The organism is Methylorubrum thiocyanatum, assembly GCA_014138645.1.
Taxonomy (GTDB): Bacteria; Pseudomonadota; Alphaproteobacteria; order Rhizobiales; family Beijerinckiaceae; genus Methylobacterium; species Methylobacterium thiocyanatum.
Genome location: JACJIB010000002.1, coordinates 254,682 through 280,407, shown reverse-complemented (window position 1 = coordinate 280,407; position 25,726 = coordinate 254,682). Strand labels below are relative to the sequence as shown.

Genomic DNA, 25,726 nt, shown 5'->3' with positions numbered 1-25,726 from the left:
TTCCCGCTCCGCGGCCCCCAGTCACGGATCGACCGCTCATTGTCCCAGGCAATCCGGCCCGAGGCGCATCATGATCTCGTCGATCTTCGTGGACCGCCCCCGGCTCGCGCTCGTCATCGCGCTGATCATCACGATTGCCGGGGGGCTGGCGCTGCTTCGGATCCCGGTGGCGCAGTTTCCGGACATCGTGCCGCCGCAGGTGAGCGTCACGGGGACCTATCCGGGCGCCTCGGCCGAGGTCGTCGAGGCGAGCGTTGCCCAGCCGCTCGAGGCGCAGATCATCGGCGTCGACCGCATGATCTACATGAAATCCACGAGTGCCAATGACGGCAGCTACAGCCTGTCGGTGAGTTTCGATCTCGGCACGGACCCGGATATCAACACGGTCAGCGTCAACAACCGCGTCCAGTCGGCCTTGTCCCAGCTGCCCTCCGAGGTGCAGCTGCAGGGGCTCAAGGTTCAGAAGAAGTCTTCCGCGATCCTGCTCTTCGCGGTGCTCTACAGCGAGACGGGCGCGCAGGACCCGCTCTTCATCACGAACTACGCCATCATCAACGTGCTCGACGAGATTTCGCGCACCGCCGGGGTGGGCCAAGCCAACCTGTTCGCGCGGATGAACTACTCGATGCGCATCTGGTTCGACACGCAGCGCCTGACGAGCCTGAAGCTCGCGCCCTCGGATGTGGTGGACGCGATCCGGGCGCAGAGCGTGCAGGCGCCGGTCGGCCGGATCGGCGCACCGCCGATCACGGACGAGCAGCAGATCCAGATGAACGTGCAGACGCAGGGTCGTTTATCGACGCCTGCCCAGTTCGGCGCGATCGTCCTGCGAACGAATTCCGACGGCTCCGTGGTTCGGATCCGCGACGTCGCCCGGGTGGAGCTCAGTGCGCAGAGCTTCGACAGCGAGTCCCGGCTCGACGGCCGCCCCGGTGTCCCGGTGGCGATCTATCTCGTACCGGGCGCCAACGCGGTGCGGACCGCGACCGCCGTGAAGGCGACGCTCGAAAAGCTTTCGGCGCGCTTCCCGGCAGGCTTGCGGTACGTGGTCGTGCACGATTCCACGACCTTCGTGAAGGACACCATCTCCGAGGTGCTGCGGACGCTGGCCGAGGCCTTCGTCCTCGTCGTCATCGTCGTGTTCCTGTTCCTGGGAAACCTCCGGGCGACGGTGATCCCGGCAGTCGCCGTGCCGGTGAGCCTCATCGGTACCTTCGCGGTGCTGCTCGTGCTGGGCTATTCGGCGAACACCGTCTCGCTCCTGGCGATGGTGCTGGCCATCGGCATCGTGGTCGACGACGCCATCGTCGTCGTCGAGAATGTCGAGCGGGTGATGGAGGAGCATCCGGAACTGTCGCCGGCCGACGCGACGAAGCTCGCCATGACGCAGATCACGGCTCCCATCATCGCCATCACGCTCGTCCTCCTGTCCGTTTTCGTTCCGATCGCCTTCATCCCGGGCGTGTCGGGAACGCTGTTTCGCCAGTTCGCCGTGACGATCAGCGCCGCCATGATGATCTCGGCGATCAACGCGCTGACCCTGTCGCCCGCGCTCTGCGGGGTCTTCCTGCGTCCCACGGGCGCGCGGCGCGGCATCATGGGCCGGGTGCTCGGCGGGATCGACTGGGTGCGCGACCGCTACGCATCAGGGGTCCGCCGCCTCGTCCGCGTGTCCGCGCTCTCGCTCATGCTGGTTCTCCTGTTCGCGGGCGGCATCTTCGGCCTTTCGCGGGTCACGCCGGTCGGCTTTCTCCCGGAGGAGGATCAGGGCGCCTTCTTCGTCTCGGTGCAGCTACCCGACGGTGCCTCGGTGGCCCGCACGAGTACCGTCGCGAGGGAGGTCGAGAGGCTCCTGAAGGACATGCCCGGCGTCAACCAAGTGCTGTCGGTTATCGGCTTCTCGCTGCTGGACGGGGCGGCGGAGCCGAACGCCGCATTCCTTGTGGCGCAGCTCAAGCCCTTCGCCGAGCGCCGAAGCGCCGCGGAATCCGCCCAGGCCCTGATCGCGCGCACGAATGCGGCGGCGGCAGGGATCGGGCAAGCGACGGTGCGGCCCTTCAACCTTCCGCCCATCGTCGGACTCTCGACGAGCGGCGGCTTCGAATACGTGCTCGAAGCGCACGAGGGCCAGGACCCGGCCGCGATCGACGCGGTCGTGCGCGGCCTCACCGCGGCGGCGAACCGCGATCCGCAACTCGCCCGTGTCTTCTCCACCTTCACGGCGTCGAATCCGTCGATCTACCTCGACATCGACCGCACGAAGGCACAGGTGCTCGGACTGGCGATGAGCGACGTCTTCGCTTCGCTCCAGGCCACGCTCGGCGGGATCTACGTCAACAATTTCAATCTCTACGGCCGCACCTGGCAGGTGAACGTGGAGGGCGAGGCGGACAACCGGGGCGATATTCGCGACATCTGGAACATCTATGTCCGCGGCGCCTCGGGCCAGATGGTGCCGCTGCGTTCGGTGGCGAGCGAGCGCTTCGTGCTCGGACCGCAGGTCCTGACCCGCTACAACAATTTCCGGGCTGTCAGCGTGAACGGCAGCCCGGCGCCCGGGATCTCCTCCGGCACCGCACTGGCCGCGATGGAGCAGATTTCCGACCGTACCCTGCCGACAGGCTACGGCTACGAGTGGACCGGAACCGCCTATCAGGAGCAGCAGGCGTCCGGACAGACCTGGATCGTCCTCGGCCTCGCCTTCCTGTTCGCCTATCTGTTTCTGGTCGCCCTCTACGAGAGCTGGACGATCCCCATTCCGGTCCTTCTGTCCGTCGTGGTCGGCGCCTTCGGCTCCTACCTTGCCGTCAAGCTCGCCGGCCTTTCCCTCGACCTCTACAGCGAGATCGGGCTCGTGGTGCTGATCGCGCTGGCGGCCAAGAACGGCATCCTGATCGTCGAGTTCGCGAAGGATCAGCGGGAGGCGGGCGTGCCGATCCGGGAAGCCGCGATCCGCGGCGCCGAGCAGCGGTTCCGCGCCGTGATGATGACCTCCATCGCCTTCATCCTCGGCCTCGTGCCCCTCGTGATCGCCACCGGCGCGGCCCAGATCAGCCGTCGCGACGTCGGCACCGCGGTCTTCGGCGGAATGATCGCGGCGAGTTCGATCGGCATCTTCCTGGTGCCGATGCTCTACGTCACGGTCCAGTCCCTGCGAGAGCGCGTGAGATCCGGGAAGACGAGACAGGGGCAGACCGCCTGACCCGAGGGCGCGTGCGGGAAACCGTCCCCGGGAACTTCGGGGTGTCCCGCCGGGAGATTTTTTTCGGGATTGGCTCCCGGACATCCAGGATTGGCCGGCAATCAGCGAGAGGAGCGGGCGAGGATGGAGCCGGCAGATCGACCCGCTACCCCCCTGCAGCAGGCAAGCTTCGTCGCCGTGGCCCTGTTCGTCGGCGCCCTCACGGGCGTGTTCGGCGGCCTCTTCCACCTTGCCATCGACACGATCATCGAATGGCCGACATGGCTCGCCGGCCGGGTCGAGGGCTGGCGGCTGGTCGCGGCGAGCGCCGCCGTCACGACGGCGGCCGCGGTCTTTGCCGTGTTCATCACCCGGCGCTTCGCCCCCGAGGCGAGCGGGAGCGGGGTGCCCGAGATCGAGGGGGCCATCGCCGGCATCCGGCACGTGCGTTGGGAGCGCGTGCTGCCGGTGAAGTTCATCGCCGGCATTGCCGCCATCGGCTCGGGGCTCGTTCTCGGCCGGGAGGGACCGACCATTCACATGGGCGGTTCGGCGGCGCTCGCCGCCTGCCAGATGTTCCGGATGCGGGACGGCGATCGAAAGGCCTTGCTGGCGGCCGGCGCGGGGGCGGGTCTCGCCTGCGCCTTCAATGCCCCGATGTCGGCCGTGCTCTTCGTCATCGAGGAAACGCGCAAGCAGTTCCCCTACACGTTCCGGAACTACATGGGGGTGTTCGCGGCCGCGATCACCGGAACGGCGGTGACCCAGATCATTTCGGGCGAACGACCGGACCTGCCGCTGTCCGCCGGAGAGGCGGCGCTGGCGTCGTTGCCGGCCTTCGCCATCCTGGGCATCATCCTGGGTGCCGTGGGCGTGCTCTTCAATCGATGCATCCTGGCGATGCTGGACATCGCCACCGCCTGGCAGAAGCGGGCACCCTATCTGTGGCCCACCCTGGTCGGGCTGCTCGTGGGCATCCTGCTGATCGTCGCTCCGCGCGCCGTCACCGGCGGGGAACGGGTCATTTCGCAGATCGCCGTGCAGACACCGGGTGCGGGCGTCCTCCTGATGCTGGCCGGCGCCCGCCTCGTCACTGCGGTTGCCAGCTATTCCATCGGGACACCGGGCGGCATCTTTGCGCCGATCCTGTCCCTCGCGACCTGCATCGGCTTGGCCTTCGGCGTGCTCGCGCAGACGGCCTTCCCCGAAGCCTTGTCCGGTATGGGGGTGACGCCGGTCTCCTTCGGGATCGTGGCGATGGCCGCGCTGTTCAGCGCAACCGTCCAAGCTCCGGCCGTGGGCGTGGTACTGGTGCTTGAACTCACCAGCGCCTATGCGCTCGTCCTGCCCATGTTGACGGCCTGCCTGACGGCGAGCCTCGTGGCCCAATGGCTGGGTGGCCGTCCGATCTACGGACAGATGCTGGATCGCACCCTGGCCCGGGCCGGCCGGGGTCCAGCCAAGGGCTCGGATGTCGGTCTGGCTGCCGATCCGGAGCGTGCGACACACTGAACGCCGCCTCTGCGCCTGTCACGGCGCGGCACGAAGCCCGGCAGGCGGACCCTTTCCGACATGCTCGACCTTCCGCGTCCCGTCGGGATCGGGGGGGACGAGGTCGGCCGCCCTTGGCGTTGGAGCAAGGCGCGGTTGCCACCCGGGAGATCCCGGCCGCGGCGCAGACCCGAAGCGGATGTGACGATCCGCGCGAGACTGTGCGCCGCGTCAGGCCGCAGCCCTTTCACACGGGCGGCGGTGGCGGGGGAGGGGGTGGCGGAGGCGGTGGCGGCAGAGGCAAGACCGGAACTGGCGGCGGTGGCGGAGGAGGGGGCGGCGGAGGCGGTGGCAAAACCAACGGCGGCGGCGGTGGACCGGGCGGGGGCGGGAGCGGCTGTGCGAGCGTCGCCGTGCTGGTCGCAAGCGCCGCGGTGATGATGATCAATCGCTTCATCATGGGCACACCTCTATCGCGCTGACCAAGATCGCGTTTGCCAAGCCCTGCGGCACTTCGAGAAACGCTGAAGATACGGAAGGATACGCGTTCGGACCGGGCTTCATCCTCGACGCCTCGGACCCCGGCCGAGCCCCTCAACGAGGCTCGGCCGAAGCCTGCCGGTTCAGTTGCCTGGGCAGGAAAGGGTCGCGTATCGGGCAAAATGAGAAGCGGCACTCGACCAGTTGCAGGAGAACAAAAGCTGGTCGATCAACCGATCTTTGACACGTCCAGACACCTGCGGGCGGTTCGAGCGCCCGCGCGGAAAGGCGTTTCGATGAGGCAAGACTTCTGCGTCAGAAGACCTTCTTCAGCTCTCCATCGATCTTCGACCATAGGGAGGCGGCCGGCGCCTTCCTGCATTCTTCAGCGATGAGCGGGGTGACCTTCTCGACCCCTGCGATATCGATCGCCACCGCATCGGGCTTCTTCTGACCCTGTTTGTAGCCTGCGGCCCATGCGACGACTTTCGGCTTGAACGTGTCTTCGAACCCGTTGAATTCTTCGCAGGTGACCTTCTCGAGCGGCTTGCTCGCGAGCTTCTCATGATGCTTGTCGGCGCTCTTCCCGCCTGAGGTTTCGGCCTGAACAAGACCGGCAGACAAGACGACTGCAATCGCGGGCAGCAGGTGAGTTTTCAGAAATCCTGTGCGCATGATGAGCTCCTTTGCTTTGGCGTGATGCCATCGACGGTGTCTTGTCGGAATTCGGCGTGGCGGCGTCCGGGCCAGCCAACAGATCTCGATGTACCGGGCCGATTGCCGGCTGCGCCAACATCAAATGATGAAGAGCTATAACGCCGAAGATAGATGTCTGAACTATAGCGTGAACGCCCGTCGCTTTGCAAGGTTCCGGGCAAATACCACCGAAAATATACGAATCAAAGCATATCTTATAGAGAGAATAGCAAGATCGTCGATCCGGAGTGAACACGGTATAGCCTCGCGCTGTCGGCACGTGCATCCCGCGACCATCGGTAGACCGTCCCGACGACGGGCCGGACCGGCTCGGCAGGCTTCCGCCCGCCCGCCTTCCGGCCAGGGAGGGTGCTCCAGAGTGAATCATCCTTCCTTGTTGAGCGCGACGGCGACGAATCGGGTCTGCCCCCTCGCGCCCTTCACCCGCATCAGCACCGCCTTGCGGCCGCTCGATTCCGCGGCGCGGATCTGCGCCTGGACATCGGAGGGCTTCGCGACGCTGGTGCCGCCGACATCCAGGATCACATCGCCTTGCGAGATGCCCCTGGCCGCCGCCGGACCGGTCGGATCGACATCCATCACCGCCACGCCCTCGTCGCCGAGGCCAACCTCGCTGGCGGGGGCCAGGCTGAGGCCGAGCCGGACCTGACCGCTCGGCGCGTCGTCGCCGCGGCTCACCACTTTGCCATCGCCCGGCAATGTTCCGAGTTCGACGGTCGCGGTGTCGCTCTTGCCGCCGCGCAGATAGGCGAGCTTCACCTCGGTGCCGGGCTTGAGGCCGGCGATCAACCGCGAGAGGTCGCGCGCGTTGTCGATCGGGACGCCGTTGACCGACTCGATCACGTCGCCGGGCTTCAACCCGGCCTTGGCGGCCGGCGTGCCGCTCTCGGCGTCATTGACAAGCGCACCCTTGGCCTTGTCGAGGCCGAGCCCCTCGGCGATGTCCTTCGTCACCGGCTGGACCTGCACGCCGAGATAGCCGCGCACCACCTTGCCGTCGGTGCGGAGCTGATCGACCACCGTCTGCACCGTCTCGGCGGGGATCGCGAAGCCGAGGCCGACCGAGCCGCCGGACGGGGAGGCGATCGCCGTGTTCACGCCCACGACCTCGCCGTTGACGTTGAAGGTCGGGCCGCCGGAATTGCCCTTGTTGATCGGCGCATCGATCTGCAGGAAGTCGTCGTAGGGGCCGGCACCGATGTCACGGCCGCGGGCCGAGACGATGCCCGCCGTCACCGTGCCGCCGAGGCCGAACGGGTTGCCGATGGCGACGACCCAGTCGCCGACCCGCGGCGCGCCCTTGCCGAACTGGACGTAGGGGTAGCTGCCGCTCTCGGTGATCTTCAGGAGCGCGATGTCGGTCTTCGGGTCCTTGCCGATGACCTTGGCATCGAGGGTCCGGCCGTCGTCGAGAGTGACCTGCACGGTCTTGGCATGATCGACGACGTGGTTGTTGGTCACCACGTAGCCGTCCGCCGAGATGATGAACCCGGAGCCGACCCCGCCGCGCTGCGGCATGCCGCGCCCGCCGGGACCACCTTGGCCGAAGCGCCTGAAGAACTCGCGCAGTTGCGGCGGCACCTGCTGCATGTTGGGGCCGCCAGGGCCGTCGTCATCGTCGTCGAGGCCGCTGTCGAGCTTGACCTTCACGGCGACGACGCCCGGCTTCACCTTGTCGACGACGTTGGCAAACGAGCCCGGCGGATGCTCGGGAGCCTCGATCGGGGTCTTGGGCAGGGCCTGGGCATAGGCCGGGGTGCCGGGTTGGGTCAGGCCGAACCCGGCCGGACCACCCGCGACGAAGGCGGCCGCGGCGACGGAGGCGGTGACGCGGCGGCGAACGGTCAGGGCCATGGAAATCTCCTAAGATCGATCACGCGAACCTGCCGCACGAGCGTGCCGGAACGCGGCCGGACGTCGGACTGCGGGAGAGGGAACGGAAACCTGGATTCACGCCCCTCGATCGGCGCAGGCCGGGAGAATGACAGCTCGTCCAAGGTGAGCCGCCCCTGCCTGCCATCCGGTCTTCAATCGTCACCGCCGATACTCGGCAGGAGTCGGTGCAGGACAGAGGGCCGGCGCATCCCCCGAGATCCGCTCGTCCGGAGGACGCTGAAGAGCGATGGGACGATCACGAACCGGCGGCCTCGCTCGGACCGCCCGGCGGTTGCGGGGGCCGGCCTTGATCCGGGGTCGAGCTGTCACCGCCTGTCGTCTCGGGGCCGCTCCCCGGCATCGACACCTGAGGGCCCGACAGGGCGGCCTGGAGGCGGCTTTCCTGCTCAGGAGAGAGGGAGGAACGGATCACGCGGCCGCGGAACTGCGAGATCTCACTCAGCACCTTCTCCGGCTGTGCCTTGCGCAACAGGATGAACAGAGCCGACGTATTCGGCTGCAGCGTTTCCCCGATCGAGCGGATGAAGTCGTCGTTGATGCCGTAATCCGCGAGCTTCCCCGACAGGGCGCCGGCGCCCGCGCCCAGGGCTGCGCCCGTGGCAAGGCCCAGCAGCGGGTTGAGGAAGAGGAGCCCGACGAGCGATCCCCACATTGCCCCCCACATGCCTCCGGAGGCGGCGCCCACACCGATCAGATCCACGCTCTGCTTGAGCCGCAGCTTGCCGTCCTGGCCGCGGATCGCGACCACGGCATCCTCAAGGTCGACCAAGTGCTCGGTCTGCATGCGCGACAGTTCGTTCAGGGAGCGATCCGCCTCCTGCGGATCCTCGAAACCGATCACGACAAGCTCGGACATTCGTTCCTCCTCGTGGGCAGCGTCTTCCGTCATTCTCGAAGCGGATGCGCTCGCGGTTGTGCTCGGCCCCCTCCCGCTGACCCTCTCCTTGGCCGCGTCGGCACCGGACGGGTGCGTGTCGTGGCGCCTCTCAGAGAGGAGGCGGCAGGGTCTCGTCGGGGCCAGTGTCCCGATCGGCTACCGATGGATCGGCCGCCCCAGCGCCCGAGACCGGGCGACCGGCATGGTTGACGGGACGGCGATCGGGCGCGTGCGTGCGGGCAGGAACGTCGGACGGCGACCAGTCCAGCTCAGGGTTGGGGACCACGGTTCTCAAGCGTCGTGCCTCATGGCCGATCCGATCCGTCCTCGCTCGCACGTCGAGACGCGTTTTCGGACACTTCGGACCGCATCACATTGATCAGGCACATATTCGCAGCGGAACGGGATCCCTTCATCGAGGGCGCGCCTCGATGTAAGCCCTGTCTTGTCCCGCTCGATGGTGCACATCGATCCAGCAAGACCGCCCCGCAGATCCGGAACACCGATCGCGTTGCCGGTGACGCGAGGGGCACGGCCCTCGGCCCGTCCGGTGGCAGGGATCCTCGCAAGGAGGCTATTTCGGGAGGGTGCGATCCATCTCCCACAGGTTGAAGGCGCGCTCGCCGAGCATCGTGTCGAGGCCCTCTTCCTGAATCGCTTCCGGCACCCGCAGCGTCCCGAAGCGGTCGAGGCCCTTCAGGATGAGGAGGGTGACGAGGGAGGAATAGGCGGCGACAACGGTCACGGCGAGGAGTTGAACACCGAGCTGCCGCAGGCTCGCCGAGACCTGATTGATGTGCGAGCTGGCCAGGACACCGATCAGCAGCGCACCGGTCAGGCCGCCGACACCGTGGGCGCGCCACACTTCCAGCGTGTCGTCGATCCTCAGCCATCTCTGGACGTGTTTGGCGTGATAGCAGGCCGTGGCGCCGATCGCGCCGATCGCCAGGGCGGCGATGGGCTCGACATAGCCCGAGGCCGGCGTGATCGTCGCGAGCCCCGCCACCGCACCGACGAGGACGCCGGAGAAGGACGGGTGCTTGGTCTCGCGCCATTCCCAGAACATCCACACGAGCATGGCGATGGAGCCGGCGAGCATGGTGTTGGTGAAGGCGTAGGCTGCCAGCGCATCCGCCGCGTAGGCGCCGCCGGCGTTGAAGCCGAACCAGCCGAACCACAGGAGACCGGCGCCGAGGGCGACCAGGGGCAGGCTGGCCGGCGCGGCTTCGGTCTCGCCCGATGCCACCCGTCGCTTGCCGAGATACTTCGCCGTCGCCAGGGCGGAGAAACCCGCCGAGGTATGGATGACGATGCCGCCGGCGAAATCGACGACGCCCAGTTTGGCGAGGAACCCGCCTCCCCAGACCCAGTGGGCGGCCGGCACGTAGACGAGGACGGTCCAGGCGGTGATGAAGAACAGGTAGGCGCCGAACCGGAAGCGTCCGACGAAGGCGCCGGTCATCAGGGCCGGCGTGATGATGGCGAACATCATCTGGTAGGCGAAGACCATGATGAAGGGGATGTTGGGAGCGTAGACCGGATTGGGCGCGATGCCGACTTCGTACATGCCGAAATAGGAGCCGAACTCTCCGATCGTGCCGGCGATGTCCGGGCCGAAGGCGAGACTGAAGCCGCCGAAGACCCAGATCAGGCCGACGACGCCGATACAGATGAAGTTCTGGATCATGACGGACAGGACATCGCGCTGCTTGACGAGGCCGCCGTAGAAGAGGGCGAGAGCCGGCGTCATCATGAGGACCAGCGCGGTACACAGAAGGATGAAGGCCGTGTCGCCGGCATTAATGCCCTGCATCGCATGCTCCTTGATCTGCGCTTCTCGGGAGGACGTGGGACGGGGCCTCAGCGGCCGGTTCCGGCCGCGTGGAGCGGCGCCTTGCTGCTGCGGTCGATCACGGGATCGGCGACGGGTCCGTGCGGATGGGGCGCGATCAGCTTCTTGGGCGCGATGAAGAGGTACATCGTCAGCACGTAGGGGGCCGTGAAGGACGGAATGCCGGCCGGCGCGACCATGACGTCGAGGGCGCCCTGGACGAAGACGGTGGTGACGGTCGCAAGACCGGCATAGAGGGCGACCCGCGGCGAGGGCGTCATGAAGATGACGCCGACGGCCATCGCCGTCAGGACCGGGCTGAAGCCGTAGAGACCCTGGCTCACCGCCGACGGATCCGCGCCGAGCGCGAGCGCGACCGCGATGCTGATCAGCGATCCGGCGGCGGCGGCGATCCCCGCCGGAACGGAGGCGATCAGGATCCCGGCCAGGATGATGGCGCCGCTGATGGCGCTGCCCAGCAGGTAGACCTGCCCGATGTTGCGGAAGAAGATCGCGACGAGGTCCGTCAGCGCCGGGATGCCGAGGACGTTCGGGGTGACGTCGCCCGCGAGCTTGGGCGCGTCGCCGGTCACGTGGAGACGGCCGAAGGAATGGGCCGCGGCGACCATCAGCCAGCCCGCGAGAACGAAGGGCCCGGTCGAACCGGGGATGCCCCATTTTCCGGTGAGCGTCGCGCTGAAGGCGGCGGTGAAGACCGTGCTCGCCGCCGCACCGACCACCACCGCGATCCAGAGCTGGGGCGAGGCGGCGATGAAGGTGGGAAGCGCGGCGCCGACGAGGACGCCGTTGAACCCGTAGAGCCCGGAGGCGACGGAGGGCGGGTCGCAGTCCAGGAGCCGCGCGGTCAGCGTCGCCACGAGGAGGCCGACCGCCGCTCCGATCGTGGTGGCCCAATTGCCCGTCACAGAGGAGGCATAGGCCATCGCGACGAAGAACAGCATGCCGGTCGCCGCGTTCTCCATGAAGAAGACCTGGCTCGCTCCACGAAGCGACTGGACGAGGAGATTGCTGTTCGCGCGCGGCATCGGTGCGGCCCTCGCTCAGCGCCAGTAGGGTTCGGCGGGAAGGGGACGGCCGCGGGCTTCCTCGCGCACGATGCGCCAGAACCGGCGAACCTCGTTGCGGACGTCGTAGGTCTCCACGCCGACCGCGCGCAGCATCAGCCCGGCGGCGTCGGGCAGGCGGCTCACGCCGGAGACCGCCCGCGGCGCGTCGGACGAGAAGTTGGTCTCGAACCGCTCCTTGATGCGCGCGGCGGTCCCGGGCGGCGTCACGCAGAGGATGTTGGCGAAGACGTCGAAGCCGCGCATCACCGCGGCGAAGGCGATCGTCGGATCGCCCCGCTCGATCAGGATCTTTTCCGCGAACAGCTTGCGCCCGCCGGGCCGGCGCAGGGTCACGTCCATCGACAGCAGGTCGAAGCCGAAGCGCTCCTCCGCATGGTGATGCTTGCGCCCGGCCAGCACCATCTCGCCGTAGAGGAGGGTGGCGTCCTCGGCGACGACGATCTCCGTGCGCGAGAGGAAGCGCGATCCCCGATAGGGAATGGTGACGTCCGGCAGGTATTCGAGGTAGCCGCCGGCCTCCACCGTCACGTTCTGGTGCTGGGCGGCGTAGTTCGCGTCCATGCAGTGGATGCGGTTGGCCCCCTGCGTGGACACGTGTGCGCAGGCGCCTTCGCCGACCGTGATGTCGATCGTGTAGCGGTCGCCCTGTAGGATGCCCCCGCCGACCGAGATGATCGGGCAGACCGGCAAGTCCGGCATCGCCTCGTCCCAGTAGAGCGCCTGCTGCACCAGCAGCGGGGCGACCCGGTAGAGATCGTGCAGCACCGAAACCCCGTCGCGCAGCGAGAAGCCGAGACGCAGGCGACCGACCTTGCCCGGCGCGCCCGCCCGCATCTGTGCCGGCTCCGTCTGGAAGCCGCGCAGCTCGCGCGCCGTATCGAGGAGGCCGAGCGGTCCGTGCAGGGTCATGGCCTCACGCGCTCGCCGCCAGCGGACGGTTCGTCGTCACGTCGAACAGCGCCATGTCGAGGATGAGCCGGAGGAGGTCGTCGATCCCCTCGCCGGTCTTGCAGTTGGTGAAGAGGAACGGCTTCTTGCCGCGCATGATCTTGGAGTCGCGCGCCATGACCTCCAGACTCGCGCCGACATAGGGGGCGAGATCCCGCTTGTTGATGACGAGGATGTCCGACTGGCAGACCCCGGCGCCATTCTTGCGCGGGATCTTGTCGCCGGCGGCGACGTCGATCACGTAGATGTAGAAGTCCGCCAGCGCCGGGCTGAAGGTGAGCGTGAGGTTATCGCCGCCGGATTCGATCAGGATCACATCGCTGTCGGGATATTTGTCTTCGAGTTCCTCGACCGCGGCGATGTTCATGGACGGATCCTCGCGCACGGCGGTGTGCGGGCAGGCTCCGGTCTCCACCCCGACGATCTTCTCCTCGATCAGCACGCCGTTGAGGGTGCGGCGCACCTGCTTGGCATCCTCGGTGGTCACGACGTCGTTGGTGATGATGAGCGGCTTGATGCCCCGTTCGATCAGGCGCGGCGTGATGGTCTCGATGACCGCGGTCTTGCCCGAGCCGACCGGGCCGCCGATGCCGATACGGGTGATCTTCTTCATCTCGACTTCCTTTGCCGCGATCAGTTCATGAACAGGCGCACGTGGACCGTGGTGTGGTGGGCGACGAGGACGTCGAAGACCGGCGCGAAGGACGCCATCTCCTCGAGGGCGAGATCGCGGACGGCAAGATAGTCGTCCTGAACGCGCCCCTGGGCGGTGAACAGGATGCGCTGGGTCTCGAGGTGATCGATCCGCATCAGCCGGAGCGCCGCGCTCAGGATCATCGAGGCGATACCGTACTGGTGGACGACGAAGGCCTCGCTCTCGTCGGCCCCCAGATGGGCGAGCGTGATCGCCTGGGCGACCGGCAGGCAGCCGGGGGTCTCGTTCGAGCGGATCTGCGCGAGCCAGCGCGTCAGCATCGGCGAGGGGCTGATCTTGAGCGCCAATTCGGCGAGTTTCTTGCCCATCCGCGTCAGCATCAGTTGCTGCTCCTCGCCGACACGGCGGCAGAACAGCTCCCGGTCGGCGGCGACGAGGCCGGCCTCATCCGCGGCCAGGGCGGCCCGGTGGGCGTGCAGCAGCGCGACGCCGTCCGTCCGGGCGGTCTGGTGCAGGGCGAGTTCGACGAAAGGCAGCAGGCTGTCGGCGTCGGTGACGATGCCGGTCTGAAGCGCGGATTCGAGACCGTTGGAGAAGGCGAAGGCGCCGATCGGCAGAGTCGAATCGGAGAATTGCAGCAGGCGCGCGAGATGCGCCATGCCGTGCGGTGCGAGACGGGCCCTCGGTTCCCCGTGCCGCATCACGCCACCGGACCGTGTCGGTGATGCGGCTCGTGCGCATGACCGTATGCATGGTCGTGATCGTGGCTGTGATCGTTCGCGTGATCCTGGCTGTGCCCCGCGCCGTGATCGCCGTGATGGTGGTGCGGGGTGGCGTCGGCGCCGGCGAAGAGCAGCCGGACGTCCCTGGCATCGAGTTTGGCCGCCACCTCCTCGCCCGGAACGAAGCGGGTCTTCACATGCGTGAAGGCGTGGGTGCGCATGACCGAGGCCATCACCTTCTGATCGACGGAGAGCGGCACGTAGACCGTCGATCCCTTGATCACGGCCGGCCAATGCTGGTTGCCGAGGCCGTGCCCGAGTTCGAAGCAGGCCCGCAGGATCTCGTGCGGCGCGAGGTGCTCCAGTCCCTCCAGCTCGATGACGAGCACCTCCTTGAGGGCGACCCGGGCGGCGACGATGAGCCCCCGCGCCGGGTCGTAATGGAGGATGTCGCCGTCGTGCAGGTGCTCGGAGCGCGGCAGCGAGACCGCCAGCTCGATCCCGCCTTCGCTCGCCTTGCGCAAGCGGCTCTTGGGCGCCTCCCATTGCTCCAGCACCAGCGGATCGATCCGCGCCTGCCGCGCGCGCTCCTGCCAGACCGGATCGCCGAGATGACCGAGTTTGCGTTCGACGAGGATCATCCGTCTCTCCATACCGAGTGGGCGCTCAGGCGCGACGCAGGCGTTTCCCGGATGCGAGTCCGAGCCAGACCGCGGCGTAGCCGACAACAAGACTGGACAAGCAGTAAAGGATCGAAAGTCCGAGCTGGCCCGGCGACGATGCTTCGGAATAGATGCCGTAGACAAAGCTTGAGAATGTCGACATGCCGCCGGCGAACCCCATGCCGATCAGGAGCATGAACTCCTGCGAGACGCTGCCCCGGCGATGACGTTCGAAGGCCGCACCGAGGCAGAGGCAGGCGACGACGTTGGCGGTGAAGATGTCGAGCGGAAAAGCCCCGCGCTGTCCGGGGATCAGCAGCATCAGGAACTCGCGCGTGATCGCGCCGACGCCTCCGCCGATAAAGACGAAGATGGCCTGCGCCCCCATGACGAGCCCCTACGCCCGCGCCAGGGCCACGCCCGCCGCGGCGGCGCAGAGGCCGACCCCGACCGACGCGACGAGGTAGAGGGCGGCGAGTGCATGGCGATGCTCCATCGCCATCCGCGCCGTATCGAGTTGCATGGAGCTGAACGTCGTGTAGCCGCCGAGGAAGCCCGTCAGCACCAGGGACGACACCAAGTCGCCATGGCGTTGCTGCCAGCCGAGGGCGAGCGCGGCGGAGAGATAGGCGATCGCGAAGGCGCCGGTGACGTTGACGAGGAAGGTGCCGAACTTGAAGCGCGCGGGGATCGCGCGGTCGATGGCCCCGCCGAGTCCCCAGCGCAGCAGGGAGCCGGCTCCCCCGCCGAGACACACCCATATGATGTCAATCGGTCTCATCAACGCGTGCACCGGGCTATGAGCCGGCAGCGGGAGGCGTCTCCCGCCGCGCAGCACCGAGGGGGTCAGCTGAAGAAGTGGAGTTGCGCGAGCGGAAGATGCGTGGCCGGCTCGATCGTGGCGTGCTTGCCGTCGACCATCACCGCGAAGGTTTCCGGGTTGACCTCGATGACGGGGAGCCGGTCATTCCGGACCATCGACGCCTTGGTGAGGGTGCGGGTGCCGTAGACGGGCACCACCTTGGAGGTCAGCGCGTAGCGGTCCGCGATGCCGGCTTCGTAGCCGGCATGCGAGGTGAAGGTCACGCGGGTCTTGGCCACCGCCGGCCCCAGTGCGCCGAACATTGGGCGATAGACGGCGGGCTGCGGCGTCGGCAGCGAGGCGTTGGGATCGCCCATGACCGCCCAGGAGATCATGCCGCCCTTGATCACCATCTTCGGCTTGGCGCCGAAGAAGGCCGGCTCCCACAGGATGAGGTCGGCCATCTTGCCGACCTCGACCGAGCCGATCACGTGCGAGACCCCCGCCACGATGGCGGGATTGATCGTCACCTTGGCGACGAAGCGCAGGACGCGCTGGTTGTCGTTGCCGGACGCATCGCCCGGATAGGCGCCGCGCCGCGCCTTCATCAGATGGGCCGTCTGAATGGTGCGCGCCCAGTTCTCGCCGACCCGGCCCATGGCTTGGCTGTCGCTCGACAGGATCGAGATCGCGCCGAGATCGTGCAGGACGTTCTCCGCCGCGATGGTCTCGGCCCGCACGCGGCTCTCGGCGAAGGCGACGTCGGTCGGGATCTTCGGGCTGAGGTTGTGGCAGACCATCACCATGTCGAACAGTTCGGCCTGCGAATTGATGCCGTAGGGCATGGTCGGGTTGGTCGAGCTGGGGAGCACGTTGGCGATGCCCGCCACCCGGATGATGTCCGGGGCATGTCCGCCGCCCGCCCCCTCGGTGTGGTAGGTGTGGATCGTGCGCCCCTCGAAGGCGGCGATGGTGCTCTCGACGAAGCCCGCCTCGTTGAGGGTGTCCGTGTGGATGCAGACCTGCACGTCGTGGTCGTCCGCCACGGTCAGCGCCATGCGGATCGCGGACGGCGTGCTGCCCCAGTCCTCGTGAACCTTCAGACCCATCGCGCCGGCGCGGATCTGCTCGTCGATCGGCAGCGGCGCCGAGCAATTGCCCTTGCCGTGGACGCCCGCATTGACCGGCCACGCATCGAAGGAGCGGAGCATCATCTCGATGTTCCACGTGCCCGGCGTGATGGTGGTGCCGTTGGTGCCGTCGGACGGGCCGATGCCGCCGCCGAACAGGGTCGTGACGCCGTTGCTGAGCGCGGCCTGCGCCTGCTGCGGCGAGATGAAGTGGACGTGGGCGTCGATGCCGCCCGCGGTCAGGATCAGGTGCTCGCCGGAGATGGCATCGGTGCCGGGGCCGAGGGCGAGACCCCGCGTCACCCCGGACATCGTCGCGGGATTGCCGGCCTTCCCGATCCCGACGATCAGGCCGTTCTTGATGCCGAGATCGGCCTTGATGACACCCTGGACGGCATCGACGATCGTGACGTTGGTGATGACGAGATCCGGCGCGCCCGCCGCACTGGTCAGCTCGTTGTCGTACCCCATGCCGTCCCGCAGCGTCTTGCCGCCGCCGTAGACGGCCTCCTCTCCGTAGACGCGAAGGTCCTTCTCGATCTCGATATAGAGATCCGTATCGGCGAGCCGGATCCGGTCCCCGGTCGTGGGACCGTACAGATCCGCGTATTGCCGCCGCGAGAGTTTGGTCATCCCAGGCGCTCCAGATCCGACTGTCGAGGGGGTGAGCGGGCGCATCGTCCCGAAAGCCGGCGACCACCTCTCGGGACGATGATCTACGGCTTGTTCTTGAACCCGTAGCGGTTGACGCGATCGAGCGCGTCCATCAGCCGGGGGCGATAATCCTCGTACGTCTCGTCGCCGACCCAGCCATCGACGAGGCCGTTGAAGCCGAGCACCCGCTGCTTGCCCTGATAGGGCACCAGCGTGATCTCCCGCTCGTCACCCGGCTCGAACCGCAGGGCGGTCGTGGCCGGAATGTCGAGCCGCTTGCCGAACGCCTGCTCACGATCGAATTCGAGGAACGCGTTCACCTCGAAGAAATGGTAATGGGAGCCGACCTGGATCGGGCGATCCCCCGTATTGCGGACCTTGAGCGTCGTCGTCGGATAGCCGGCATTGATCTCGATGTCGCCGGAGCCGAAGACAATACCGCCGACGGCCGTCTTCTTCTGCGCAGGACTCATCACGGCCCCTCCTCAAATCCAGATCCACCGGCCTGCCGACTTGACCGGCTACTTGATGGGCGAATGCACGGTGACGAGACGAGAGCCGTCGGTGAACACCGCTTCGACCTGAACGAAGGGGATCATCTCCGCGACGCCCTCCATGACGCTGTCGCGGGTGATGGCTTTGCCGGCCAGCTCCATCACCTCCTCCACCGTCTTGCCGGCGCGGGCGCCTTCCAGGGCCGCGACGGAGATGAGGGAGACGGTTTCCGGGTGGTTGAGCTTGAGACCCTGATCCTTGCGGCGCTGCGCGACCTGGGCGAGCATGTAGATCAGCAGCTTGTCAGTTTCACGCTGAGTGAAGTGCATGAGCAGATTCCCGAGCGGATACGGCCTGATCTGTCCGATAAATTATTGTCACTCAGATGATATTTCGCCTTCAACCCATAGCAGAATCGAATTCAGCATTGCTAGTCGCGTTTGGATACGTGCAATTACTTAATCAAATGAGCAATTTCTTCCTTAAGTTGTTGTGATGACGAGAACACCGCGCAAAGCGCTGCTTCTGATTGCGGTTCCGGACGGGTGCGGTGCCGCCGTCCCTCCGCCTGTCAATGCGGAACACGGACCGGGTCGCGACGCTCGCGTCGCAAACGCCGCATCGGGATGCAGAATCTTGAGGATGTAGGATCTTGGGGCAGTCGCTCCGGCGGCCATGACCTCCCGCCGCCCTGTGGAGCGGGGCGTGGTGGCCACTCGCCTTGAAGACGCTTCGCGGACGACGGGCCGAAGACTTGGCGACCGCTCGGTCTTGCGGCGCAGAATCGGCTATGACGCTGCCGGAAAAGCAATTTTACGAAGATGGCAGTCGTTCAAATCGGCACTGTCCGAGATCAACAACCCGGCGAAAGGCTGCATCGCGTCGCGGATATGCTCAGGCCGACGCAGAAGTACGAAAAATTCCCGGCTTGTGCATACACATAATTTGAAGTTTAGTAACGACCGGGTCAGCTATTGCCTGGGTTGCGCCATGTCGCCGTTCCTGACGCGCCTTCTCGCATCGGCCGGCATCCTCGGTGTGAGCGCGCTCCCCGGCTTCGCAGGCGACTCGGCCGTGGTGGAGCTCGAGGAATTGCACGTCACGGCGCAGTCTTCACCGGCGAACCCCGCGGCTGCCAATTCTGTGGCCACGATCCCATTGGCCGGGATCCCCGGCCCGGCCGCGAACTCGAAGACCGTCCTGTCCCCGTCGGTCTCGGCCCTGCCGGGCAACACCACGGTGATCGATGCCGTGGAGATCGCCCGCCTGCCCGTGCAGAGCTACGGCGACCTCTTCCGGCCCGTGGCCGGCTTCGATGTGTCGAATTACGGCCAGGGCGGCGTCGGCTACGGCATCGCCCTGCGCGGCTTCAGCGATGCCGAGCACGGCCGCGACGTGGCGGTCTTCATCGACGGCGTGCCGATCAACGAGGTCTCCTCGATCCATACCCCGAACTACGTCGATCTCAATCCGCTGATCCCGGAGACGATCCGCTCGATCAGCATCGTGCGCGGACCGTTCTCCGTCGAGGCGGGCGATGCCAATCTCGGCGGCTCGATCTTCATCGACACGAAGCGGGCCGAGCCGTTCTCGACCCTCGGCGTGGCGGGCGGCTCGTTCGGAACGGGCCGAGGGCTCGCCACCTTCAGCCAGCTCGGCCCCGGCCCTCAGCCCTTCCTCGCCTACGAGGGCTACGGCACCGCCGGTTACCGCGAGAACGGCGATCTCGGGCGCTACAACGCCTTCAACAAGGTCACCCTTCCCCTCGATCTCGGGTCCAGCCTGTCGCTGCGGGTGCAGATCTACGGCACCGGCTTCGGGCAGCCGGGCTACCTCGAGCGCGACCGCGTGCGCGCCGGCCTCGTCTCGCCGCGCGCAGCGACCAACGTCACCGACGGCGGCGGCAAGACCCTCCAGACCTTCGTGGCCAACTACGTCAACGGGCTGCCGGACGACGAAGTGTCGGGGCTTCTCTACGTCAGCCACGACGTGTTCAGCCGCTTCTCGGATTTCGGCGCCGGGCAGCGCGGGCAGATCGAGGAGCGCGAGACCGTGGGCGGGCGCATCCGCAAGGTCTGGACGACGAGCCTGTTCGAGGCCCTGCCGACCCAGTTCCTCGTCGGCGGCGACTGGCGCACGGACGGGCTCGACGTGAACACCGGCCCCTCGATCGCGCGCCGCTTCACCGCGCGCACCCTCGATCTCGACCTTCTGCAGCACAACCTCGCGGCCTATGCGCAGGTACAGGTCAAGCCGACGCCCTGGCTGAAACTGACCGGCGGCGCCCGCTTCGACCAGTTCTTCTACGACGTGCGCAACAACCTCGAACCTGCGCTGTCGCCCAAAGTCAGCCCCGACGTGGTCTCCCCCAAGGGCGGGGCGGCGCTCACACCCTTCGACTGGCTGGAGCTGTTCGCCAATTACGGCCAGGGCTTTCGCAGTCCGTCCGCCTCGAGCGAACTGACGAGCAATCCCCGCCTCACGCCGCTGACGATCGAGAGCACGGAGGGCGGCGGACGGCTCGTATTCGACCGGCTCAGCCTCCTCGGCACGGTGTTCTTCACCGACATTGCCAACGAGGTCTTCCAGCCGGCACCCGGCCTGCCGGTACAGAACCTCGGCAAGTCGCGCCGCGACGGCTTCGAGGTCGAGGCGAAGGTCCTGGCCTACCGCGAAGGCCTCGACCGGGTCGCCGTCTTCGCCAACTACTCGGCCGTCTCCGCCCGGCTGCTCAACGGCGCGCCGTCGATCTTCGTCCCCAACGTGCCGGCCTTCCTCGCCAGCGTCGGCGCCGAGTTCGATGTCGGCGCGCCGGCCCCGCTCGGCTCCGGCCGCCTGACCGGCGCGGCCTACCTGTCCTACGCCGGCGCCAAGCCGCTGACCGAGGACGGCGGCTTGCGCTCCTCGCCCTATCCGCGGGTGAGCGGCCGCGTCGCCTACGTCCACGCGAGCGGCTGGACCACCTACGGGCAGGCGACTTGGTATCCGGGCGACCGCACCAGCGAGAGCATCTTCAATTTCGGCTCGTCGGTATCGGCCACGGCCGCCGACATCTTCACCAGCCCGCAGCCGCGCCTGACGCTGCTGGCCGGTCTCACCTACGGCTTTGCAACAGGAGCACCTGCCCCATGAGACGCACCGCCCTCTTCGCCGCCTTCCTCGCCCTCGCCGGGCCGGCCGGCGCCCACGACCTCTGGCTCGATCCCACGGGCAGCCGCGTGCAGATCCTCTACGGCCACCCGCACGAGCCGGAACTGCCGAGCGCGGGCAAGCTGATGAGCCTGACCGCCTACGAGCCCGCCGGCGCGGTGGTGCTGAAGGCGAAGCTGGACGCCGGCCCGGCACCGGCCCTGAGAGCCGCGCATCAGGGCGATGCGCTGTTCGCGGCGGCCTACGACAACGGCTACTGGGTGCGCCTGCCCGACGGCAGCTACCGCAACGCCAGCAAACGGATGCTGCCGCACGCCGACAAGAGTCTGTGGTCGGTCAAGTTCGCCAAGGCCGTCTCCGGTCCGACGGCGCCGTGGGATAAGGTCGTCGGCCAGCCGCTGGAGATCGTCCCGCTGGAGGCGCCGTCGGCGGCCGCGGGCCAGATCCGGGTGCGGGTGCTGTTCGAGGGCCGTCCGCTCGGCGGGGCGGGCGTGGTGGCCACCGACGGCGTGACCTTCAAGAGCGAGGCGGATCAGGCCCGGGCGACGACGGATGCGGAGGGCGTGGCGGTGGTGCCGCTGCGCCGGGCGGGTCCGCAGGTGCTCGGCGTCAGCCACCGGGTCGCCCCCTCGCAGACGCCGACGCTCGCCGATGCGGACAGCTACGGCGCGACGCTCGCCTTCACCGTCATCGACCCGAAGACCAACTGACCGGGCCGGCCCCGTGCGACGAGCACGGTCCCGCCGCGATCTCCGGGACGAGGCTCTCGCGCGTTGTTCCTGCGTCACTTCTCTCGAAAGGCGAGGGCTGCCGTTCGGGAGGAGGCGCGCGAGCGCATTCCGACGAAGTGGTCACCGGCTCGTCGAGAGAATGCGCGTCGGAACAAAGACCGAGCGGCGTCGGCCTGATGCGCTGGGGTCGGATACGGCTCTAGAAGAGGTTGCGCTTGGCCAGCGCACGCCCGACCGCCCAGAGCAGCCCATCGACGGCGGACTGCAAGGCCGGCTTCTCGTGTTCGGCCACGCCGTTGATCGCCCCCCGCGCCTGGAGAGCGCAGGTGGCGATGCGATCGAGCGGCGTCTCGTCCCGCTCCTGCAGGACCAAGAACCTGCGGTCGTCCGCCTGCCCGCTCCGCTTGCTCTCGGTGATGTCGACGACGATGCCGCGTCCGAGGACACCGCCGGTGCGCTCGTCGCGCTGGTAATGCCCCCGCGCCAAGACCCAGCGCACCCCGTTCGCCGCAGAGCGCACGCGATACTCGACGACGAACAATCCGCCCTGCTCGCAGACGCGATCGATATTGCTGAAGAACGCCGCCTGGTCGGCCGGGAAGATCGCCTCGGCGTAAGCGGCAAGTGGCAGACCGAGAGCAGCCTGCACCGGATCGACGCCGAACAACGCGGTGGTGGTTGCATCGGCGACGGTGCGGTCGTTCTCGAAATCTGTTTCCCAGATGCCGATCTGGGAGGCGATCAAGGCGTCAGGAAGGAAGTCGAGCCAAAATTGCCTCGAGTGATGGGGCATGCTCAACCATCCGGACCACCGCTGACGCGCGAGAGCGACAAAAGAGCAGCGACGACTGACGATGATCGTATCACGCGAGGCGGAAACCAGGAAAGCCGAAGCGCGGGCGCCCTTTGAACGAGCCCGCCGTTCCGTGTCCGGCTCTCATCCCCTCAACCGCGTCACGGCCAACTTCCGGACCCGGCTCGCGTAGAACGAGAAGAAGCCGCGCTGGGCGTGGTCGCCGGGGGTGCGCAGGACGAGGTCGGGATCGACGAGCATCCGCCGGCCCGTGGCGGCGGCGAGGCGGCGGTTGAAGGTGAGGTGCTCGCAGCGGGCGTAGGTCTCGTCGAGGTAGGAGCCGAGCCGGTAATCCTCGCCGCGGTAGAGCGTCAGCCCGTTGAAAGCCGAACGGCAGGTAGTCTCGCGCGCCCGCGTCAGCGCGCTCTGCGCCGGGTAGATCGTGCCGGAGAAGAAGCGGTAGTAGTTCAGCGCCCCGCGCCGGTGCCGGGCGATGTCGTCGAGGAGGTGCTCGTAGCTCACCGCCTCGTCCTCGTAGGCGAGCAGGTCGTAATAGTGCGGGTAGGACGCCGCCGAGACCGCGAACAGGCCCGGCCGTTCGAGCTTTTCGAGAGCCGCCAGGATCGCCGCCGGTTCCGGCGGGCGGGCCATGACGTTGTCGATGTCGGCGACGCAGACACAGGCCGGCGCAAGTCCCTGGGCATCGAGGACGCGTTTGAGATGCTCGCGGCCCGCCGCCATGCGGGCGAGCCGGCCGCGCGTCTGCGTCATGAAGCCGGTGGGGACGTGGCGGAGTTCGCCGCGGGCCTGGGCCGCCCCGAGCAGCGCCCCGGTGCCGTCGCGGGAATCGTTCTCGCCGACCAGCGCGCGGCAATCGAGGCCCGCCGCCCTGAGGGACGCCAGGAAGTGCAGGAAAGCGGGGAGGGTGGCGGCGCAATTGCGCGCCAGCGCCAGCACCACGATGTCGGGGCGGGTGTCGTCCAGAACGCTCATCGTGCGGCTTCCTTGGCAGAGTCCTTGCCGGGTTCCTTGAGGGATTCCTTGAGGGATTCCTTGCCGGCCTCGGGGCGGGCCGTGCGCCCGGCCGCGCGGCAGGCGCAGGCGGGCTGGGCCGCGACCTCCCGCTGCGGATCGAGGGGGAGCGTCCGGTTGAGAGACCAGAGCGTGCCGGCGCAGTTCTTCGCATCCCACCAGGGGTTGGGTCGCCCGGTGCGGGCGCGCCAATCGACGGTGTTTCCGCTCACCGTCACCGAGTGGCAGGGCTCCGGATACTGGTTCCAGACCGAGATGCCGACATTGGTGAAGGCCTGCGGCCGGGCGATCACCACGTTGCCGGCGATCGTCATGTGGTCGCCGCTCGCCACCGCGATCCCGTACTGACCCGGATCGATCAGCAGGTTGTCGCGGGCCTCCAGATACGAGCCGCCGCCGTCGCCGAGCATGATCCCGCCGCCGGACTGGCTCGGGCCGCCGCCGACCAGGCGGTTGCGGCTGACCAGGATCGGCGCCCCCGGCTGACCGCGCGACTGGAACAGGCTGATCGCATCCTCCGGCACGCCGCGGCCGGGCTCGCTCTCGCCGATGTTGCAGGCGATGCCGTTGCCGGCGCCCGTCACTTTGTCGAACTGGACGAACTGCCCGGCGGGGATGGGTCCGCGGACGTTGCGCAGGCTGTTGCAGCGGACATCGACGCCCGAGGAGGAGAGGGCGCGGATGCCCGACAGGGCGTTCTCGATCCGGTTCTCCTCGATGCGGACGCCCTCGCTCGCCTCGACATAGATGCCGACATCGCCGGTATCGCGGATCGTGAGGTTGCGGATCGTCACGTTGCGCGCGCGCTCGACCCGCAATCCCTCGCCACCGCAGGGCCCGAGATCGAGATTCTCGATGGTGCGGTCGGCGACATCGCGCAGGACGAGGCAGGGACCGGACGGATTGCTCACGGCGCGGCGGCCTTCCTCCGCGCGGGCGGAGGATGCGCCGGGCCAGGGCGCCAGGGCCGGCAGGGCGGCCAGCGCGATCAGCGCCGCCCCGCGCAGACCGCCGGAGCGGCGCGGCGGGGCAGGCGGGCAGGAAGGGGAGGCGGCGACCTGCGCCCGGAAGATCATCGCGGCACCGATGCCGATGCCGATCAGCGTCCAGAACGGCACCGCCAGCATCGGCCCTTCCAGGGCGACGTCGAAGCTCGCATCGATGATGATCGAGGCGACGTAGCAGGTAATGAACAGGAAGAAGCTCTCCCATCGCCGCTCGCCGAGCCGGCGCGCCCGCCAGAAGGCGGCGAGCATCGCCGCCATCCAGACGGCGCAGGTCAGGAGCCACAGGACGAGGCCCGGCACGCCGCCGCGAGCGAGATAGGTCATGTGGATGCTGTGCGGGCTGCGCAGGGTCGGCCCGCCATTCTCCAGCCCGACGACGTAGCCGTCGGTCTCGGCCAAGTTCGGCCCGAAGCCCTTACCGGTCCAGAAATAGGGGCCGTGCACGGTGTAGCCGACGATGGTGTTCCACCAGCGCAGGCGCCACTGCTTGGTGTCGTCGAGGTTGCCGCCGGTGCTCGGCGCGACGATGCTGGTGATGTTGTTCACCATTGCCGCGGCGCTAACGGGCCGGTCGCTGTTGGGCAGTTCCACCTCAAGGTCGAGGGCCGCGGCGGCGCTCAGCAGGCCCGCGCCGAGGATCAGCGTCGCCGCGAGGCGCTTCCACTGGCCGACCGCCACGAGGGCGAGGCCGACCGGCACGGCGATCGCCAGCATGGAGCCGCGGTTCTGCGCGGCGGCCAGCATGGCGCCGAGGGCGACGAAGAGGAACCAGCGCGGCCCCACCCGGACGAGGCCGACCAGCGCCAGGACGAGGGCACCCGTCAGGTGGGCCGCGAGTTCGCCCGCCCGCGCCGCGAAGAACGGGACGTCGCCGAGAATGAAGGCGATGATCGCCATCGGGATCGCGAAGCGGGCGAGCCAGCGGAACATCCGCAGCAGGAGCCCGAGCCGCCGCGGATCGTCGAGCAGGAGGGCGATCACGACGAAGGCGTAGCCGCCGTAGAGCGCGACCGCGCCGTCGCGCAGGGCATCGACCCGGTATTCGCGCAATCCCGCCAGCGTCCGCAGCAGCACCCAGCCCATCAGGGCAGCGACGCAGAGCGCAGGCGCCGTGGCGAGCCCCGCGACGAGATTGAGCCCCGTCCGCGCCCGCAAGGCGGCCGTCAGACCCAGAAGAAACAGCAGCTCGCCGGCATAGAGCGGCGGCAGGCCGAGATAGGCGAAGCTCTTGCCGAAGATCATGTAACCGGCAAACGCGATGCCGAGCGCCGCCAGGAACAGCTCGGCGAGCCGGCTCTCGCGCGGCAGCGGGCGGACTATCGTCGTCGTCGTCATGAAGACCCGCCCATCGCCAGCCGCCCACCGGCCCGGTCGGGGATCAGTC

Annotated in this window: 21 protein-coding genes; 4 read left to right on the top strand and 17 right to left on the bottom strand. The window is 67.9% G+C overall.

Annotated elements, in window-relative coordinates:
* Positions 1–70: 70 nt before the first annotated feature.
* Together HNR51_RS05050 and clcA are read left to right on the top strand one after the other, a co-directional pair.
* Positions 71–3,202: an efflux RND transporter permease subunit gene (locus HNR51_RS05050; protein WP_182554179.1), complete on the top strand. Its 3,132-nt coding sequence runs from the start codon at positions 71–73 to the stop codon at positions 3,200–3,202.
* A gap of 123 nt (positions 3,203–3,325) precedes the next feature.
* Positions 3,326–4,693: a H(+)/Cl(-) exchange transporter ClcA gene (clcA, locus tag HNR51_RS05045; protein WP_182554178.1), complete on the top strand. Its 1,368-nt coding sequence runs from the start codon at positions 3,326–3,328 to the stop codon at positions 4,691–4,693.
* A gap of 774 nt (positions 4,694–5,467) precedes the next feature.
* On the opposite strand, the gene HNR51_RS05040 is transcribed toward clcA, so the two are convergent.
* The 14 genes from HNR51_RS05040 to HNR51_RS04975 form a co-directional block, all read right to left on the bottom strand.
* Entirely contained in the window at positions 5,468–5,827 is a 360-nt protein-coding gene (locus HNR51_RS05040) for an acid-activated periplasmic chaperone HdeA (RefSeq protein ID WP_182554177.1), read from the bottom strand.
* Positions 5,828–6,232: 405 nt separating this feature from the next.
* Positions 6,233–7,723 carry a Do family serine endopeptidase gene (locus HNR51_RS05035; protein WP_182554176.1) on the bottom strand — a complete coding sequence of 497 codons (1,491 nt, stop codon included), beginning with the start codon at positions 7,721–7,723 and terminating at the stop codon, positions 6,233–6,235.
* 277 nt (positions 7,724–8,000) lie between these two features.
* Positions 8,001–8,621 carry a DUF1269 domain-containing protein gene (locus HNR51_RS05030; RefSeq protein WP_182554512.1) on the bottom strand — a complete coding sequence of 207 codons (621 nt, stop codon included), beginning with the start codon at positions 8,619–8,621 and terminating at the stop codon, positions 8,001–8,003.
* A gap of 595 nt (positions 8,622–9,216) precedes the next feature.
* Positions 9,217–10,455, bottom strand: a complete 1,239-nt coding sequence (locus HNR51_RS05025) for an ammonium transporter (protein WP_182554175.1) — start codon at positions 10,453–10,455, stop codon at positions 9,217–9,219.
* A gap of 47 nt (positions 10,456–10,502) precedes the next feature.
* On the bottom strand, positions 10,503–11,519 hold the full coding sequence (gene yut, locus HNR51_RS05020; RefSeq protein ID WP_182554174.1) for an urea transporter: 1,017 nt from the start codon (positions 11,517–11,519) through the stop codon (positions 10,503–10,505).
* A gap of 15 nt (positions 11,520–11,534) precedes the next feature.
* Positions 11,535–12,470 carry an urease accessory protein UreD gene (locus HNR51_RS05015; protein ID WP_182554173.1) on the bottom strand — a complete coding sequence of 312 codons (936 nt, stop codon included), beginning with the start codon at positions 12,468–12,470 and terminating at the stop codon, positions 11,535–11,537.
* Positions 12,471–12,474: 4 nt separating this feature from the next.
* A complete protein-coding gene (ureG, locus tag HNR51_RS05010; protein WP_012456811.1) occupies positions 12,475–13,122 on the bottom strand; it encodes an urease accessory protein UreG in 648 nt (215 codons plus the stop codon).
* A 20-nt stretch (positions 13,123–13,142) separates the two neighbouring features.
* Positions 13,143–13,823: an urease accessory protein UreF gene (locus HNR51_RS05005; RefSeq protein ID WP_239681457.1), complete on the bottom strand. Its 681-nt coding sequence runs from the start codon at positions 13,821–13,823 to the stop codon at positions 13,143–13,145.
* Between the two features lie 41 nt (positions 13,824–13,864).
* Positions 13,865–14,527, bottom strand: coding sequence for an urease accessory protein UreE (locus HNR51_RS05000; protein ID WP_182554171.1), 663 nt, complete (start codon positions 14,525–14,527; stop codon positions 13,865–13,867).
* 25 nt (positions 14,528–14,552) lie between these two features.
* Positions 14,553–14,936: a fluoride efflux transporter CrcB gene (crcB, locus tag HNR51_RS04995; RefSeq protein ID WP_182554170.1), complete on the bottom strand. Its 384-nt coding sequence runs from the start codon at positions 14,934–14,936 to the stop codon at positions 14,553–14,555.
* A 9-nt stretch (positions 14,937–14,945) separates the two neighbouring features.
* Entirely contained in the window at positions 14,946–15,329 is a 384-nt protein-coding gene (locus HNR51_RS04990; RefSeq protein WP_182554169.1) for a fluoride efflux transporter FluC, read from the bottom strand.
* Between the two features lie 65 nt (positions 15,330–15,394).
* The gene (locus HNR51_RS04985) at positions 15,395–17,113 is read right to left on the bottom strand and encodes an urease subunit alpha (protein ID WP_012456806.1); all 1,719 of its coding nucleotides are present in this window, start codon (positions 17,111–17,113) and stop codon (positions 15,395–15,397) included.
* A gap of 83 nt (positions 17,114–17,196) precedes the next feature.
* Positions 17,197–17,607, bottom strand: coding sequence for an urease subunit beta (locus tag HNR51_RS04980; protein ID WP_182554168.1), 411 nt, complete (start codon positions 17,605–17,607; stop codon positions 17,197–17,199).
* Between the two features lie 48 nt (positions 17,608–17,655).
* Positions 17,656–17,958, bottom strand: a complete 303-nt coding sequence (locus HNR51_RS04975) for an urease subunit gamma (RefSeq protein WP_012456804.1) — start codon at positions 17,956–17,958, stop codon at positions 17,656–17,658.
* Between the two features lie 661 nt (positions 17,959–18,619).
* On the opposite strand from HNR51_RS04975, the gene HNR51_RS04970 reads away from it, so the two are divergent.
* Positions 18,620–20,761 carry a TonB-dependent receptor gene (locus HNR51_RS04970; RefSeq protein WP_182554167.1) on the top strand — a complete coding sequence of 714 codons (2,142 nt, stop codon included), beginning with the start codon at positions 18,620–18,622 and terminating at the stop codon, positions 20,759–20,761.
* The gene (locus tag HNR51_RS04965) at positions 20,758–21,489 is read left to right on the top strand and encodes a DUF4198 domain-containing protein (protein WP_182554166.1); all 732 of its coding nucleotides are present in this window, start codon (positions 20,758–20,760) and stop codon (positions 21,487–21,489) included. The genes HNR51_RS04970 and HNR51_RS04965 overlap by 4 nt, the downstream gene beginning before the upstream one ends.
* A gap of 220 nt (positions 21,490–21,709) precedes the next feature.
* Here HNR51_RS04965 and HNR51_RS04960 read toward each other — a convergent pair whose 3' ends face one another.
* The 3 genes from HNR51_RS04960 to HNR51_RS04950 form a co-directional block, all read right to left on the bottom strand.
* On the bottom strand, positions 21,710–22,303 hold the full coding sequence (locus HNR51_RS04960) for a PAS domain-containing protein (RefSeq protein ID WP_182554165.1): 594 nt from the start codon (positions 22,301–22,303) through the stop codon (positions 21,710–21,712).
* A gap of 144 nt (positions 22,304–22,447) precedes the next feature.
* Positions 22,448–23,296, bottom strand: coding sequence for a glycosyltransferase family 2 protein (locus HNR51_RS04955; protein WP_141954223.1), 849 nt, complete (start codon positions 23,294–23,296; stop codon positions 22,448–22,450).
* Positions 23,293–25,677 (bottom strand): right-handed parallel beta-helix repeat-containing protein, encoded by a 2,385-nt coding sequence (locus tag HNR51_RS04950; RefSeq protein ID WP_182554164.1) that lies wholly within the window; start codon positions 25,675–25,677, stop codon positions 23,293–23,295. Before HNR51_RS04950 ends, HNR51_RS04955 begins: the two co-directional genes overlap by 4 nt.
* Positions 25,678–25,726: the final 49 nt, after the last annotated feature.

Coding starts and splice junctions, on each gene's coding strand:
- HNR51_RS05050 (WP_182554179.1), top strand. CDS start 71: ATGATCTCGTCGATCTTCGTGGACCGCCCCCGGCTCGCGCTCGTCATC.
- clcA (WP_182554178.1), top strand. CDS start 3,326: ATGGAGCCGGCAGATCGACCCGCTACCCCCCTGCAGCAGGCAAGCTTC.
- HNR51_RS05040 (WP_182554177.1), bottom strand. CDS start 5,827: ATGCGCACAGGATTTCTGAAAACTCACCTGCTGCCCGCGATTGCAGTC.
- HNR51_RS05035 (WP_182554176.1), bottom strand. CDS start 7,723: ATGGCCCTGACCGTTCGCCGCCGCGTCACCGCCTCCGTCGCCGCGGCC.
- HNR51_RS05030 (WP_182554512.1), bottom strand. CDS start 8,621: ATGTCCGAGCTTGTCGTGATCGGTTTCGAGGATCCGCAGGAGGCGGAT.
- HNR51_RS05025 (WP_182554175.1), bottom strand. CDS start 10,455: ATGCAGGGCATTAATGCCGGCGACACGGCCTTCATCCTTCTGTGTACC.
- yut (WP_182554174.1), bottom strand. CDS start 11,519: ATGCCGCGCGCGAACAGCAATCTCCTCGTCCAGTCGCTTCGTGGAGCG.
- HNR51_RS05015 (WP_182554173.1), bottom strand. CDS start 12,470: ATGACCCTGCACGGACCGCTCGGCCTCCTCGATACGGCGCGCGAGCTG.
- ureG (WP_012456811.1), bottom strand. CDS start 13,122: ATGAAGAAGATCACCCGTATCGGCATCGGCGGCCCGGTCGGCTCGGGC.
- HNR51_RS05005 (WP_239681457.1), bottom strand. CDS start 13,823: ATGGCGCATCTCGCGCGCCTGCTGCAATTCTCCGATTCGACTCTGCCG.
- HNR51_RS05000 (WP_182554171.1), bottom strand. CDS start 14,527: ATGATCCTCGTCGAACGCAAACTCGGTCATCTCGGCGATCCGGTCTGG.
- crcB (WP_182554170.1), bottom strand. CDS start 14,936: ATGGGGGCGCAGGCCATCTTCGTCTTTATCGGCGGAGGCGTCGGCGCG.
- HNR51_RS04990 (WP_182554169.1), bottom strand. CDS start 15,329: ATGAGACCGATTGACATCATATGGGTGTGTCTCGGCGGGGGAGCCGGC.
- HNR51_RS04985 (WP_012456806.1), bottom strand. CDS start 17,113: ATGACCAAACTCTCGCGGCGGCAATACGCGGATCTGTACGGTCCCACG.
- HNR51_RS04980 (WP_182554168.1), bottom strand. CDS start 17,607: ATGAGTCCTGCGCAGAAGAAGACGGCCGTCGGCGGTATTGTCTTCGGC.
- HNR51_RS04975 (WP_012456804.1), bottom strand. CDS start 17,958: ATGCACTTCACTCAGCGTGAAACTGACAAGCTGCTGATCTACATGCTC.
- HNR51_RS04970 (WP_182554167.1), top strand. CDS start 18,620: ATGTCGCCGTTCCTGACGCGCCTTCTCGCATCGGCCGGCATCCTCGGT.
- HNR51_RS04965 (WP_182554166.1), top strand. CDS start 20,758: ATGAGACGCACCGCCCTCTTCGCCGCCTTCCTCGCCCTCGCCGGGCCG.
- HNR51_RS04960 (WP_182554165.1), bottom strand. CDS start 22,303: ATGCCCCATCACTCGAGGCAATTTTGGCTCGACTTCCTTCCTGACGCC.
- HNR51_RS04955 (WP_141954223.1), bottom strand. CDS start 23,296: ATGAGCGTTCTGGACGACACCCGCCCCGACATCGTGGTGCTGGCGCTG.
- HNR51_RS04950 (WP_182554164.1), bottom strand. CDS start 25,677: ATGACGACGACGACGATAGTCCGCCCGCTGCCGCGCGAGAGCCGGCTC.